We start from the raw sequence: 14,677 nt of genomic DNA, 5'->3' as shown, positions 1-14,677 counted from the left end.
ACCGCCACCGGGGTCATGGACCCTGAGTTGCGTTCCGCCATCGGTCGGATCGCCCGGGTCCCCCAGCTCCTGGTCGCCTGCGACTATGACGGCACGCTGGCGCCGATCGTGGAGGACCCGAGCACTGCCGTCCCGCTGCCCGAGTCGGTAGCCGCGGTCCGCGCGCTCGCCGCGCTGCCGCAGACCACAGTGGCGGTCGTCTCCGGTCGGGCGCTGCGCGACCTGGCCGCCCTCTCACGGCTGCCCAGCGAGGTGCACCTCGTCGGCAGCCACGGCTCCGAATTCGACATCGGCTTCGTCGAGCGGCTCTCCCCTGAGCTGGTCGCGGTGCGCCAGCAGGTGCGGAACGCGCTGCGCGACATCGCCTCCGCGCACCCGGGCATCCGGCTGGAACGCAAGCCGGCCAGCGTCGCCGTGCACACCCGAGGGGTCGACCCGGAGGTCGCCGCCGCCGCCATCGAGGCGGTCCGCAACGGTCCGGCCACCTTCGACGGCGTCACGGTTACCCAGGGCAAGGAGGTCATCGAGCTCTCCGTGGTGGCCACCCACAAGGGCACCGCACTCGACCAGTTGCGGACCCAGCTCGCCTCCAGTGCGGTGCTGTTCATCGGCGACGACGTCACCGACGAGAACGCGTTCGGCCACCTGCACGGTCCCGACCTCGGCATCAAGATCGGCCTCGGGGACACCAAGGCCAGCTACCGGGTCGCCGACCCGCTGGAGGCCGCTCGCGCGCTGGCGCTGCTGCTGGAGACCCGGCGGCACTGGCTCTTCGGTGAGCGGGCGGTGCCGATCGAACGGCACTCCATGCTGGCCAACGGTCGTACCGTCGCTCTGCTCACCCCCGAGGCCAAGGTGAGCTGGCTCTGCCACCCCAAGCCGGACTCGGCGGCGATCTTCGCCGACCTGGTGGGTGGCAGCCCGGCCGGCCACTTCAGCGTCGCCCCGGAACGCGGCGGCATTCCGCTGGGCCAGCGCTACCGCTCCGGCACGATGACAGTGGAGACCCGGTGGTCCGGGCTCACCGTCACCGACTGGCTGGACAAGCCGGGCCGCGAGACCACTCCGGACGACAGCCCGGCGGTCATCACCGGTGACTCGACACTGATCCGGGTGCTGACCGGCGGCGGCAAGGCCAAGGTCGAGTTCGCGCCGAGGCCCGAGTTCGGTCAGGTCGCCGTGCAGTTGCAGCCGATCGGCGACGGCCTGCTGGTGCTCGGCTCCAACGAGCCGGTCGCGCTCTACGCCCCCGGTGTGGAGTGGGAGGTCGGCAACGACGGCGGGTACGAGACCGCCAAGGCGATCGTCGACCTCTCCGCCGCCGGCGGGCAGGTCGTGTTGGAGCTGCGCTTCGGCACGCACAGCCTGGAGCACCACCGGGTGCCGATCCACGAGCGGCAGGCCGCCGCCGAGCAGCCGTGGAAGGACTGGGTGGCCTCGCTGCGGCTGCCGTCCACCGCCCGTGATTTGGTCGCGCGCAGCGCCCTCACCCTGCGGGGGCTCTGCCACGAAGCCACCGGCTCGATCCTGGCCGCGGCGACCACCTCGCTCCCCGAGGAGCTGGGCGGCGTCCGCAACTGGGACTACCGCTACTGCTGGCTGCGCGACGCCGCGCTGACCGCCCGCGCACTGGTCGACCTGGGCTCCGTCGAGGAGGCCGAGGCGCTGCTGCGCTGGGTGGACGGCTGCATCGAGCGCACCGGCGGGCACCCGGAGCGGCTGCACCCGCTCTACACCATCGACGGCTACGAACTGGGCGCCGAAGCGGTCATCGACACGCTGCCCGGGTACGCCGGCTCCCGGCCGGTCCGGGTCGGCAACCTCGCCAACCACCAGTTGCAGCTGGACGTCTTCGGCCCGATCGCCGACCTGATCGCTGCCGTCGCCGACGCTCGCGGTTCGGTGCGCGACGACGAGTGGCGGGTCCTGGAGAACATGGTCGAGGCGGTCCGCCGCCGCTGGCACGAGCCCGACCACGGCATCTGGGAGGCCCGGCTGCCACCCCGGCACCACGTCTTCTCCAAGGTGATGTGCTGGATGACCGTCGACCGCGCGCTGCACGTGATGCGCGAGCACGGCGGCGAGGACCGGCCCGAGTGGAAGGACCTGCGCGACCGGATCGGCGCCAACGTGCTGGAGCACGGTTGGCACTCCGACGTCGAGGCGTACAGCGTCGCGTACGGGGACGAGGACATGGACGCCTCGTCGCTCTGGATCGGGCTCTCCGGCCTGCTCCCGGGCGACGACCCGCGCTTCCTGTCCACAGTCCTGCGGATCGAGGCGGACCTGCGCAGCGGCCCGGTCGTCTACCGCTACCACTGGGACGACGGGCTGCCCGGCCGTGAGGGCGGTTTCCACATCTGCACGGCGTGGCTGATCGAGGCGTACCTGCGCACCGGCCGCCGCACCGACGCCGAGGAACTGTTCGCGCAGATGGTGCTGACCGCCGGCCCGACCGGCCTGCTCCCCGAGCAGTACGACCCGCTCGCCGAGCGCGGCCTGGGCAACCACCCGCAGGCGTACAGCCACCTCGGTCTGATCCGCTGCGCCCTGCTGCTGGACAACATGCTCAAGCAGTAGTTCGACCGACAGACCACGACGGGCCGGAGCAGCGCTGCTCCGGCCCGTCGTCTGTCTCAGGCGCCGAGCGCGTTCACCACGTCTCCCACCACGACGACGGCGGGGGGCCGCAGGTCGGCGGTGAGCGTCTCGGCCGCGACCGCACCGAGGGTGGACCGCAGGACCCGCTGGGTGCCCGTCGTGGCCTCCTGAACCACGGCTGCCGGCGTCGCCGGCGACCGGCCGTGAGCGATCAGGGTGGCCGTGATGGCGGCGAGGTTCTTCAGCCCCATCAGGATCACCAGGGTGCCGTGCAGACCGGCGAGGGCGTCCCAGCGCACCAGCGAAGCCGGCGCGTCGGGTGCCAGGTGCCCGGAGACCACTGTGAACTCGTGCGCCACCCCCCGATGGGTGACCGGGATCCCGGCCGCGGCCGGCGCGGCGATGGAGCTGGTCACCCCGGGCACCACTGTCACCGGCACGCCGGCCGCCGCGCAGGCCAACAACTCCTCGCCGCCGCGCCCGAAGACGTACGGGTCACCGCCCTTGAGCCGCACCACGAAGGCGCCGGCCAGCGCCCGGTCGACCAGGATCTGGTTGATCTCCTCCTGCGCCCGGGACGGGCCGTAGGGGATCTTCGAGGCGTCCACCAACTCGACGTCGGGGCGCAGCTCGTCGAGGAGCAGCCCGGGCACCAGGCGGTCGGCGACCACCACGTCGGCCTCGGTGAGCAGCCGCCAACCCTTCACGGTGATCAGCTCCGGATCCCCCGGCCCCGCCCCGACCAGCGCCACCCGCCCGGCCTGCATTCCGCCGGTCGTCCCGGTGGAAGCGTCGGGCGGCCCAGCGATCCCATCCGGTGCCAGGCGCACGGCGAGCAGGTCGCGGACGGCGTCGCGGACGGTCATCGCCCGGCGGGGGTCGCCGCCGCCGAGCACCGCCACGGTGACCGGGCCGTGCCGGGTCACCGCCGGGGTCCAGGCGGTGGCGGCCGTCCGGTCGTCGGCCCGGACGCAGAAGACCCGCCGCTCGGCGGCGACGGCGCTCACCGAGGCCGCCGCGATCGGGTCGTCGACCGCTACCTGGACCAGCCAGGCGCCGTCCAGGTCCTCCGGTACGAACCGGCGCGACACCCAGTGCAGCCGACCCGCGTCGACCCGGGCGCGCAGCGCCGGGGTCAGCTCCGGGGCCACCAGCAGGACGTCCGCACCGGCGTCCAGCAGCGCGGGGACCCGCCGGGTGGCGACCGCGCCACCACCCACCACGACCACCCGCCGCCCGTGCAACCGCAAACCCAGGGGGTACGGATTGGAGGTCACGCCGCACCACCGGGGCGGACGGCTCGTTCGCTGCGCGTGCTCACTTCTCGGCCACCCCTGCGGAGTCGAAGGTGGCCACCTCGTGCAGCACCCGGACCGCGCCGGTGACCACGGGCAACGCCAGCAGCGCGCCGGTGCCCTCGCCGAGGCGCAGCCCCAGGTCGATCAGCGGGTCGAGGCCGAGGTGGCGCAGCGCGACAGTGGCACCGGGCTCCGCCGAGCGGTGACCGGCGACCATGGCGCAGACCGAGTCCGGGGCGAACGCGGCAGCGGCGAGCGCGGCCGAGACCGCGATCACGCCGTCGAGCAGCACCGGCGTGCGGCGGGCCGCGGCCCCCAGGATCAGCCCGGCCAGGGCGGCGTGCTCCAGGCCACCGACGGCGGCCAGCACCCCCAGCGGGTCGGCCGGGTCGGGGGTGTGCCGGGCCAGCGCGGCCCGCACCACCGCCACCTTGTGCGCGTACGTCGGGTCGTCGACCCCGGTGCCCCGACCTGTGGTGTCGAGCGGGTCGGCGCCGGTGAACGCGGCGATCAGCACGGCGGCCGGCGTGGTGTTGCCGATGCCCATGTCCCCGGTGAGCAGGATGCCGGCGCCGGCGTCGATCAGCTCGTCGGCGATCCGGATGCCGGTCTGCACCGCCGCCAGCGCCTCGTCCCGGGTCAGCGCGGCGGTCACCGTGAGATCGCGGGTGCCCCGGCGGACGGACGCGACGACCAGCCGAGGCACGGCCGGGTCGAGCACGGCCGGGTCGAGCACAGCCGGCTCGGCGGGCAGCGGGGTGGCCACGCCGACGTCGACCACTGTGACCGAGGCGCCGGCCTGTCGGGCGAACGCGTTGACGACCGCTCCACCGGCCAGGAAATTGCCGATCATCTGCGCGGTGACCTCCTGCGGCCAGGGGCTCACCCGCTGGGCGTGCACCCCGTGGTCGCCGGCGAAGATCGCCACCGCGGCCGGCTCGGGCAGCGGTGGTGGGCAGGCTCCGGCCAGGCCGGCGAGGCGTACCGAAAGCTCCTCCAGCGCGCCCAGCGAGCCCGCCGGCTTGGTCAGCCGGCTGTGCAGCTCCCGGGCGGCTGCCATGGCCGCGTCGTCCGCCGGGCGGATCGCCGCGATCGTGGTCTCCAGCATCATGCCTCCATGGTCTCGCGCAGCACGTCGATGAACGCGTCTGTGGTGTTTCGGTCGCGGACGGCCACCCGCAGCCAGTCCGGGCCGAGGCCGGGGAACGTGTCGCCTCGGCGCACCGCCCAGCCGCGCTCGCGCAGGGCGGCCCGGATCGCTGTCGCGCCCGGCAGGTGCAGCAGGACGAAGGCGCTGGCGGGACGGCCGACGACGCGTACACCGGGCAGGTCGGTGAGGCGCGCGACCAGGTGGTCGCGGTCGGCGGCGAGATCGGCGGCGATCGCGCGTTCGGCCTGGACCGCGACGGCGCTGGCGCAGGCCGACGCGGCCGCCAGCGCAGGCGTGGAGACCGCCCAGAGCGGTTGGACGGCGGCCAGTCGGGACAGCAGCTCCGCGGCGCCGAGCAGGTAGCCGATCCGCAGGCCGGCCAGGCCCCACGTCTTGGTGAGGCTGCGCACCACGAGCAGCCCGGGCAGGTCGCGGCGTTCGGCCAGCGACTCCGGTTCGCCGGGGTGCCCGGGGGCGATGGTGGTGTCGGCGAACGCCTCGTCGACCACCAGTACCCGGCCGGGACGGGCCAGCGCGGCCACCGTCTGGGCGGGGTGCAGCACCGAGGTCGGGTTCGTCGGGTTGCCGATCATCACGAGGTCGGCGTCGGCGGGCACCCGGGACGGGTCGAGCCGGAAGTCGTCGGCGGCGTCGAGCAGCACCCGCTCGACCGGGTGCCCGGCGGCCCGCAGCGCCGCCTCCGGCTCGGTGAACTGGGGGTGCACCACAACGGGGCGGCGAACGCCGCGCAGCGCCTGGGCGATCAGCACGAAGCCCTCGGCGGCGCCGGCGGTGAGCAGCACCTCGTTCGGGTGACGGCGGTGGCGGGCGGCGACCGCCGCCCGGGCCGGCGCCGGGTCCGGATAGCGGGCCAGGTCGGTCAGGGTCGCGGCGACCGGGTCGGCCAGCCAGGCGGGCGGCCGCGCCCGACGGACATTGACGGCGAGGTCGATCAGGCCTGCGGTCGCCTCCGCGTCGCCGTGGTGGGCGAGGTCCGGCTCGACCCCGGTGGGTGGGGCGACCGTGCTCGGCTGATCAGACATGTCCGCGATCCTGCCGGGAAGGTGGCCGGCGGGACAGTCGATCTCGGCGTAAGCCGCGTCACCACTCGCCGGTTTAAGAGTTCTTCTCATGTACGAATCGGAAATGTCATAACTTGACCTGGTGAGCAACCGACCCCTTGCTGCCGCTGGTCGACTCGTCCCTCTCCTCCGCGCCGGGCTGATCGCCGGAATCGTGATCGCCGCCGCCGCCTACCCGCTGGTCGCCCTCACCGGGCTCGGCGCGAAGGCCACCGCGCACGCCGTGGACCAGAAGACCCGGGTGCTGAAGAGCGCCGTGCCCGCCGAGACCTCGTACGTCTACGGCCCGGACGGCAAGACCGTGCTGACCATGTTCTACGAGGAGTACCGGCAGTACACCAAGCTGTCGGACATGTCGCCGAACATCCAGCAGGCGATCGTCGCCGCCGAGGACTCCCGCTTCTACCAGCACCACGGCGTCGACCCGAAGGGCGTGGCCCGGGCCTTCGTCTCCAACGCCCGCTCCGGCGGCTCCCAGGGCGCCTCGACGCTGACCATGCAGTACGTCCGGATGGCCCTACGGGACAGCGCGACCACGCCGAAGGAGGTCCAGGAAGCCACCCAGCAGACCAGCCTGCGCAAGGTCAAGGAGATGCGGATGGCGCTGGACCTGGAGAAGGAGATCAGCAAGGAACAGATCATGGAGCGCTACCTGAACTCGGCGTACTTCGGGCACCGGGCGTACGGCATCTACGCCGCCAGCGAGATCTTCTTCTCCAAGACCCCGAAGGACCTCACCCCGGTCGAGGCCGCCACCCTCGCCGGACTGGTCAAGTCCCCCTCCGAGTACGACCCGGCCGACTCCGACCAGAAGGAGGCCACCGGGCGGCGCAACTACGTGCTGGACCGGATGAGCCAGCTCGGCTACCTCTCCCCCGACTCGGCCGCCGCTGCCAGGTCCGAGCCGATCCGGCTCAAGCTGACCACCCCACCGCACGACTGCGCCGCGGTGGCCGAGAAGTACAACAGCTGGGGCTTCGCCTGCGACTACCTGAAAAACTGGTGGAGCGCGCAGCCCGCGTTCGGGGCGAACCGGCTGGAACGGATGGACAACCTGCGCCGGGGCGGCTACCGCATCGTGCTCAGCCTCGACCCCAAGATCCAGGAGGCCGCGGAGAAGAACGTCGGCTCCAAGGAGGCCACCGGCAGCCCGTTCGCCAACGGCATCGTGGTCTCCGAGCCGGGCACCGGGCGGGTGAAGGCCATGGCGGTGAACCGGACGTACTCGCTGGACCTGGCCGAGAACCCGCAGAGCTCCAACCCCGAGGCCGGGCCGAAGGTGAAGGCCAACTACCCGAACACTGTGGCACCGCTGCTCGGCGGCGGTGACCTGGCCGGCTACCAGGCCGGCTCGACGTTCAAGATGTTCCCGATGCTGGCCGCGCTCGACGCGGGGATGACACTCTCCACCTCGTTCAACGCGCCCTACCGCTACCGGTCGGAGGTCTACGACGGCTGGGCGCCCTCCAACGCCAGCGGCGCCATGACCGGTCAGCAGACCATGTGGTCCGGCTTCGGCAAGTCGGTGAACACGTACTTCGTGTGGCTGGAGGAGAAGGTCGGCGCGGACCGGGCCGTCCGGTTGGCCGAACAGCTCGGGCTGCGGTGGCGCACCGACGTCGACCGGGACCACGCGTCCCCGGACAAGGCGAAGAAGTGGGGTGCGTTCACCCTCGGCGTCTCCGACGCCACACCGCTGGAGATGGCGAACGCGTACGCCGCCATCGCTGCCGACGGCCGCTACTGCGAGGCCATCCCGGTGCAAGCGATCATGAACCGGGACGGCACACCCGCCACGTACGCCACCCCGGGCGGTCTGCACCGTGAGGTGGCCAAGCCGCGCTGCCGGCAGGTGGTGAGCGCGGACGCCGCGCGGGCGGCCACCGACGCGGCCCGCTGCCCGACCGGAGACACCCCGGCGCGCGGCAGCTGCGGCGGCTGGTCCACCGCCGACAGCGTGCGGGGCACCGTCGGACGCCCGGTGGCCGGCAAGACCGGTACGACAGACAGCACCCGATCGGCCTGGTTCGTGGGCTACACCCCGGAGTTGGCCGCGGCGAGCTTCATCTCCGACCCGGACAACCCGTTCAACGCGGTCGGTGACGGGCAGTCCCAGATCCCGATCAAGGCGGTCTCGGAGACCCTGCGCGACGGCCTGAAGGGCACCCCGACCCGCCAGTTCACCCCACCGTCGGACGCCATCGTCGGCTGACGGGTAGCGGGTCGGTGCGCGCGGCTCAGCGCAGGTCGGCGGCGACGAACGACCACAGCTCCAGATCCACCCGGCCGCCGCTGACGAACCCGGCGTTGCGCAGCAGACCCTCGTAGCTGAACCCGGCCTTCTCGGCGACCCGGCGCGAGGCCAGGTTGCCGGGTGCCACCCGCAGCTCGACCCGTTGGAAGCCGTGCTCCAGGATCAGCGCGATGGCCACCGCGTCGACCGCCTCGGCGGCGAAGCCGAAGCCCCGCGCGTGCGCCGCCATCGCGTAGGAGATCTCGGTGAGGCGGGCGCCCCAGTCGGTGCGCCGGGTCCACAGCGAGCCCACCACCTGGTCGTCCTCCCGCCGGAGCACCGCGTAGTGGTCGCCCTCCCCGCTGTCGCGCCGCTGCCGGGCCAGATCGGTGCACCAGGCCAGCCCGTCGATCGGGCCGGAGTCGTCGGGCAGCGGCAGCCAACGCCGGGTCAGCTTGTCGGCGAAGATCTCCCCGGCCGCCACCGCGTCGGCAGCCGTGAGCTGACGCACCTCGGTACGCGGGGTGGAGACGGTCAACGCCGGGAATCTACGCACCGCCACCTGACCGATCACACCGACACCTCGCCCGGCTGCGCGGGTACCACCTCGCTCGTCGGGTCGGCCGCCGCCGCGGCGACCAACCGGGCCGCCGTCGCCGGATGGCTCGCCCAGTGCAGTGTGAGCTGCGAGGCGTGCACGTTGCGCCAGACGAAGCCCTCCGGCGCGCCGCCGTCCCAGCTCCAGGCCGGGCGCTGACCAGCGCGGGGGGTGAGCACCGCACGGTGTGCCTTGTGCCCGACCAGCACCGTGCCGGTGGCGGCCACCACGCTGTCGGTCTGGGCGGTCGCCTCCCGGTAGCCGGCCACCACCCCGTCGCGGCTGACACCGACCGCGTCCAGGACACCGCACATCGGCAGCCCGTCCAACTCCCGGGCCAGCCAGAGCAGCCCGGCGCCCTCGGCGATCACCGGACGCCCGGTCCGCGCCAACTCGGCCACCGCGATGCAGAGCCGCCGGTTGGCCGACAACTGCTCGGCGTACGCCTCGGGCAGCGCACCGCCGACGACCAGCGCGCGGGTGCCGACCGGCAGCGCCTCGTCGCGCAGCGGGTCGACGACGACGACCTCGGCGCCGGCGGCCCGGAGCAACTCGGTGGTCTCCGGGTGGCTGAAGCTGCCGCCCGGCCCACCGGCCACCGCCACCAGTGGGCGGTTCGCCGGGGGTGTGAACGTGCCCAGGGCCTCCTCGGGAGACCAGGCCGGCACCGACAGCGGCGGGGCGGAGCGGGCCAGCCCGAGCAGCCGTTCCAGGTCGACAGTGGCGGCGACGGCCTCACCCAGGCGGCGGACCGCACGGACGGCGTCGGCCGAGTCGTCGACCACCGGCGCCACACCGTGCCGCCGCGACGGCAGCACCGACGGCAGGTCCTGGCGACGCAGCGCGCCGTAGACCGGCACCCCCACGTCGTCCAACGCCTCGCGCAGCATCCCCTCGTGCCGCGACGACGCCACCCGGTTGAGGATCACCCCGCCGAGCCACAACTGCTCGTCGTACGAGCGGAAACCGTGCACCAGGGCCGCCACCGACTGACCCATCGCGGCCACGTCGACAACGAGCACCACCGGGCTGCGCAGCGCGGCGGCCGCGGCGGCCGTGGACTCCTGCTCGGGACGACCACCGACCGAGTCGTACAGCCCCATGCTGCCCTGCACCACGGCCAGCCCGGCATCGGCGGCACCGTGCGCCACCAGCGGGGCGATCCGGTCGAGGCCGACCAGTCGGGGGTCGATCACCCGACCCGGCCGACCGGAGGCGAGGCCGAGGTACGCGGCGTCGACGTGGTCCGGCCCGAGCTTGAACCCGGCGACGTCGACCCCTCGCTCGGCCAGGGCGGCGAGCAGCCCGATCGCCAGCGCGTTCTTACCGTGCCCGGAGGACGGCGCGCTGAGCACCAGGCGCGGCACGACGGTCATCATCGACTCCTCGCGAGCGGCGGCGGGTACGCGACGGGACGACCGAGGCCGATCCGTCGGCGTGACGATACCCGCCCGGCCGAAGGCGCGAGCACCGCCAACCGGGGCAGCCGGTCCGGCCCTGGCAGGGCCCCCGGGCGTCGGTCCCGGCCCGGTCCAGGTCAGTGGCGCCGGTCATACGAGTAGCCTCGGTGCCGTGTACCGGTTCCTGCTGAGCCCACGCTGGCTGGGCGCTCTCGCGCTGACCCTGGTCGCGGCCGCCGTCATGGTGTTCCTCGGCAACTGGCAGCTGGACCGCTATCGGGGGCGCACCGAGGTCAACGAGCGGATCGACGCGGGCCAGCGGATGGCTCCCGTGCCGCTCGTCAACGCGCTGCGCGCGCCCACCGGCGGCGCGGGGACGGTGGGTCCGGCCCCCGCCGAGGACAAGGTCTGGACCCGGGTCACCGTCACCGGCCGGTACGACCCCACGAACACGGTGCTGGTCCGTGGCCGGACGGTGGACAGCCGGGTCGGTTTCGAGGTGCTCACCCCGCTGGTGCTCGCCGACGGCACGGCGCTGCTGGTGGACCGGGGCTGGATCCCGCCGGCGCCCGGTGGGGCGACCGCCCAGCCGTCGGTGCCGGCCGCGCCGACCGGCGACGTGACGGTGGTCGGCCGGGTGCACGAGACCGAGAGCGGCGCCGGCGCGGTGGCCCGACGCGACGGGCTGCTGGAGATCCGGCGGATCGGTGTGCCGCGGCTGGCCGGCGAGCTTCCCTACCCGGTCTACGGTGCGTACCTGCTGCTCGACGAGCAGACCCCGGCAGCCGATCCGGTGTTCAAGGCGGTGCCGGTCGGGCACGCCAACAACTGGCAGAACTTCGGCTACGTCGTGCAGTGGTGGCTGTTCGCGGTGATGGCCATCTTCGGCTACGGCTGGGTGGCCCGTCGGGAGGCCCGCCGGGCCGCCGGCATCGGCACCACAGCGGCTCCGCTGGACCGGGCCGCCGAGCCTACGCCGACCGCGTCCGCCTGACCCCGCCCCGTCAGCCGCTCACGCGGCCGGCATGGATGGCGCGGACCGCGTCGATGGTGTCCGCCTCGGCGGCGGACTTGTCGTCGCGATAGCGCACCACCCGGGCGAAGCGCAGCGCCATGCCACCGGGATAGCGCGAACTCGTCTGCACCCCGTCGAAGGCGATCTCCACCACCTGCTCGGGCCGGACCCGGACCACCCAGTCGCCGCGTTCCACGGCGAGATCGAGGAACCGCTCGGTCTGCCACCGCAGCAGCTCGTCGGTGAGCCCCTTGAACGTCTTGCCGAGCATCACGAAGTCACCGGTGCGCGCGTCACGCGCGCCCAGATGCAGGTTGGACAGCCAGCCCTTGCGTCGGCCGCTGCCCCACTCGACGGCGAGCACCACCAGGTCGAGGGTGTGCCGCGGTTTCACCTTGACCCAGGCGGCACCGCGCCGGCCGGCGTCGTAGGGGGCGTCCGGCGCCTTGACCACCACGCCTTCCTGCCCGGCGTCGAGCGCGGCGGTGAACGCGGCGGCGGCCTGCTCCGCGTCGTCGACCTCCATCCGCCCCACCAGCAGCGACGAGTCCACCGAACCGGCGAGGGCGGCCCACCGCTCCCGGCCGGGCAGGTCGATCAGATCCTGGCCGTCGAGGTGCAGCAGGTCGAAGAAGTACGGGGTGAGCACCGTCGCGCCCGTGCTGGCGGCCGCCGCGAGCACCGCCGGGGCGACCGGTGTGCGCCCGGTGGTGCTGGGGGTGGTGCGTCGGGCCGCCCGGCTCGACGTCTGCTGGAACGGCAGTGGTCGGCCGGTCTCGTCAAGGCCGATCGCCTCGCCGTCGAGGACCAACTCCCGGCCCGGCAGGGCACGCACCGCGGCGACCACCTCGGGCACCCGGGTGGTGATCTCGTCGAGGCTGCGGGTGAACACGGCGATGTCGGTGCCGGATCGGTGCACCTGGATGCGGATGCCGTCGAGCTTCACGTCGACCACCGCCGGCGTGCCGGTCGCGGCGAGCGCCTCGTCGACCGAGGGGGCGCTCTGCGCGAGCATCGGCGCCAGCGGGCGCCCGACCTGCAGACCGAAGCCGGCCAACTCGGCGGCCCCGCCGGCCAGCGCGGCCACCGCCACCGCCCGGAGATCGCCGGCGAGCAGCAGCGCCCGGCGGACCGCCGCCACCGGCACCTCGGCGGCCCGGGCCACCGCGTCCGCGAGGAGCCCGGCCTGGGCGCCCTGCCGCAGCTCGCCACTGAACAGGCCGGTGAGCAGCCGCTGCTCGTCGGCCGTCGCCGCCGCGTAGAGGGCGCCGAGCAGCGCCCGACGCCGAGCCTGTGAGCCCGAGCCGTGCATCGCGGCGATCTGCGCGATGGCCGCGTCCACGGCGGCCACCGTCAACGTCGGCTCGGCGGCCGGTGGCGGCAGGTCACGCAGGCTCGCGTAGCCGACCCCGGTCTGCCGTTGGCGCAGCTCACCGGCGAGGTAACCGGCGCCGGGCTCGACCTCGCCGGGGTCGAGCCGGCGCAGCGCGTCAGCGAGCAGCTCCACCTTGGCCCGTCGGCCGCTGGTGGCGCCGACGGCGGCGGAGGTGGCTGCCAGATCGAGGAACCGCACGCAGCTCATCCTGCCAGTAACCTCCGACACCGCCCGGGCATTGCCGTGCCCGGGCGGTGTCGGCAGGGTGCCGCCCACTCACGCGGACGACGGTTCAGGCGGAGACGGGTTCCTCGATGCGCAACCCTCGGGCGCGGACCTCGCCGGCGACCCGGGAGAGCACCGAGTCGAGGGCGACCAGTGCGGCGGAGAGCTCACCGAGCTGTTCGTTGAGCGTGTCCTCGGACCACGCGGAGACATCGACATCTCCCAGCGCGTTGACAGCGGCCCCCAACCGGGCCATCACCTCGTTCGTACTCATGTACGAAAGGCTATAACAGCTGACCATCCGACACGCCGTAAACTCCCAGATCAGGCCCAAAGTTGCCGTTCTGACACCTAACTGCTCACCGCCGCCACGTTGCGCAGAAGCAGCGCCTCGGCGAGGCAGACCCGGGCGAACTCCCCCAGGTGCAGACTCTCGTTCGGGCCGTGCGCGCGGGCGTGCGGGTCCTCCACACCGGTCACCAGGATCGCCGCCTTCGGGAACATCTCCTGAAAGGTGGCGATGAACGGAATCGAGCCGCCGACGCCGATGTCCACCGGGTCGGTGCCGTCCCAGGCGGTCCGGAAGGCCGAACGGGCGGCATCGAACATCGGCCCGGACGCGTCGATCACGCACGGGTCACCGTCGTGTTCGAAGGTGACAGTCACCTGCGCACCCCACGGCGCGTGCTGCTCCAGGTGCGCGCGCACCGCCGCGTACGCCCGCTTGGGGTCGTCGCCCGGGGCGAGGCGGATGCTGAGCTTCGCCTTCGCGGCCGGGACCAGGGCGTTCGGCGCCTCGCCGGTGGACGGCGCGTCGACACCGAGAATGGCCAGCGCCGGCTTGGTCCAGAGTCGGTCGGTGATCCGGCCGGTGCCGATGAACTGCACGCCCTCGGCGAGCCCCGCCTCGGCCCGGACCCGGTCCTCCGGGTAGTCGACGGTCGCGCCCTCCCGGCCGACCAGGCCGTCCACTGCCACGTCGCCAGCGTCGTCGTGCAGCGTCGCCAACAGCCGGACCAGCGCGGTGAGCGCGTCCGGCACGGCGCCGCCGAACATGCCGCTGTGCACCGCGTGGTCCAGCGTGCGCACCTCGACGAAGCAGTTGACGATGCCCCGCAGCGAGGTGGTCAACGCCGGTACGCCGATGTCCCAGTTGCCGGAGTCGGCGATCACGATGACGTCGGAGGCGATCTCGTCGCGGTGCTCGGCCAGCAGTTGCTCCAGCGAGTCGGAGCCATACTCCTCCTCGCCCTCGATGAAGAGGACCACGCCGACCGGCAGCGCGTCACCGTACGCGCGCAGCGCCGCGACGTGCGCCATGACGCCGGCCTTGTCGTCGGCCGCGCCCCGGGCGTAGAGCCGGCCGTCGCGTTCCACCGGCTCGAACGGGTCGGACTCCCACAGCGACCGGTCGCCGACCGGCTGCACGTCGTGGTGGGCGTAGAGCAGCACTGTGGGCGCGCCGGGCGGGGCAGCCCGACGGCCGATCACCGCCGGCTGACCGCCGGATCGCACGATGTCGACGTCCAGGCCACAGCCGCGCAGCAGCTCGGCGACCGCCTCGGCGGAGCGTTCCACGTGCGAGTGGTCGAAGCCCTCGAAGGCGATGCCGGGGATGCGGACGAGGCGCTCCAGGTCGGCCCGGACGCCGGGCATCTCCCGCTCGACGGCGGCCCGCACCTCGGACTCGGACATGATCG

General features: G+C 73.5%; 11 protein-coding genes. 3 read left to right on the top strand and 8 right to left on the bottom strand.

From position 1 onward, the window contains the following. Positions 1-15: 15 nt before the first annotated feature. Positions 16-2,580 carry a trehalose-phosphatase gene (gene otsB / locus ABZS40_RS23695; RefSeq protein ID WP_354945636.1) on the top strand — a complete coding sequence of 855 codons (2,565 nt, stop codon included), beginning with the start codon at positions 16-18 and terminating at the stop codon, positions 2,578-2,580. A 56-nt stretch (positions 2,581-2,636) separates the two neighbouring features. On the opposite strand, the gene cobA is transcribed toward otsB, so the two are convergent. The 3 genes from cobA to cobC are packed head-to-tail and all read right to left on the bottom strand — an operon-like array spanning position 2,637 to position 6,092. Then, positions 2,637-3,878: a uroporphyrinogen-III C-methyltransferase gene (cobA, locus tag ABZS40_RS23690; protein ID WP_354945571.1), complete on the bottom strand. Its 1,242-nt coding sequence runs from the start codon at positions 3,876-3,878 to the stop codon at positions 2,637-2,639. Positions 3,879-3,918: 40 nt separating this feature from the next. Next, complete coding sequence (gene cobT / locus ABZS40_RS23685; RefSeq protein WP_354945635.1) at positions 3,919-5,007, bottom strand: nicotinate-nucleotide--dimethylbenzimidazole phosphoribosyltransferase; 1,089 nt, start codon at positions 5,005-5,007, stop codon at positions 3,919-3,921. Next, a complete protein-coding gene (cobC, locus tag ABZS40_RS23680; RefSeq protein WP_354945569.1) occupies positions 5,007-6,092 on the bottom strand; it encodes an Rv2231c family pyridoxal phosphate-dependent protein CobC in 1,086 nt (361 codons plus the stop codon). The genes cobT and cobC overlap by 1 nt, the downstream gene beginning before the upstream one ends. 121 nt (positions 6,093-6,213) lie before the next feature. Here cobC and ABZS40_RS23675 point away from each other — a divergent pair, with 121 nt between their 5' ends. Continuing rightward, positions 6,214-8,343 carry a transglycosylase domain-containing protein gene (locus ABZS40_RS23675; RefSeq protein WP_354945567.1) on the top strand — a complete coding sequence of 710 codons (2,130 nt, stop codon included), beginning with the start codon at positions 6,214-6,216 and terminating at the stop codon, positions 8,341-8,343. Between the two features lie 25 nt (positions 8,344-8,368). Here the strand turns inward: ABZS40_RS23675 and ABZS40_RS23670 are convergent, their stop codons facing one another. Together ABZS40_RS23670 and ABZS40_RS23665 are read right to left on the bottom strand one after the other, a co-directional pair. After that, on the bottom strand, positions 8,369-8,926 hold the full coding sequence (locus ABZS40_RS23670) for a GNAT family protein (RefSeq protein WP_354945565.1): 558 nt from the start codon (positions 8,924-8,926) through the stop codon (positions 8,369-8,371). Positions 8,927-8,934: 8 nt separating this feature from the next. Further along, positions 8,935-10,338: a cobyrinate a,c-diamide synthase gene (locus ABZS40_RS23665; RefSeq protein ID WP_354945563.1), complete on the bottom strand. Its 1,404-nt coding sequence runs from the start codon at positions 10,336-10,338 to the stop codon at positions 8,935-8,937. Positions 10,339-10,534: 196 nt separating this feature from the next. On the opposite strand from ABZS40_RS23665, the gene ABZS40_RS23660 reads away from it, so the two are divergent. Then, a complete protein-coding gene (locus ABZS40_RS23660) occupies positions 10,535-11,356 on the top strand; it encodes an SURF1 family protein (protein WP_354945561.1) in 822 nt (273 codons plus the stop codon). A 10-nt stretch (positions 11,357-11,366) separates the two neighbouring features. Here ABZS40_RS23660 and ABZS40_RS23655 read toward each other — a convergent pair whose 3' ends face one another. The 3 genes from ABZS40_RS23655 to ABZS40_RS23645 all read right to left on the bottom strand — a co-directional run bounded on the left by ABZS40_RS23655 (position 11,367) and on the right by ABZS40_RS23645 (position 14,672). Then, complete coding sequence (locus ABZS40_RS23655; RefSeq protein ID WP_354945559.1) at positions 11,367-12,959, bottom strand: ATP-dependent DNA ligase; 1,593 nt, start codon at positions 12,957-12,959, stop codon at positions 11,367-11,369. 85 nt (positions 12,960-13,044) lie between these two features. Further along, positions 13,045-13,251 (bottom strand): hypothetical protein, encoded by a 207-nt coding sequence (locus ABZS40_RS23650; RefSeq protein WP_354945557.1) that lies wholly within the window; start codon positions 13,249-13,251, stop codon positions 13,045-13,047. A gap of 77 nt (positions 13,252-13,328) precedes the next feature. Further along, positions 13,329-14,672 (bottom strand): dipeptidase, encoded by a 1,344-nt coding sequence (locus tag ABZS40_RS23645; protein WP_354945633.1) that lies wholly within the window; start codon positions 14,670-14,672, stop codon positions 13,329-13,331. Positions 14,673-14,677 lie beyond the last annotated feature (5 nt).

The organism is Micromonospora sp. NPDC005324, assembly GCF_040607155.1.
Taxonomy (GTDB): domain Bacteria; phylum Actinomycetota; class Actinomycetes; order Mycobacteriales; family Micromonosporaceae; genus Micromonospora; species Micromonospora trifolii.
Note: the sequence above shows the minus strand (reverse complement) of the source record. Positions and strands in the feature narration are given on the sequence as shown.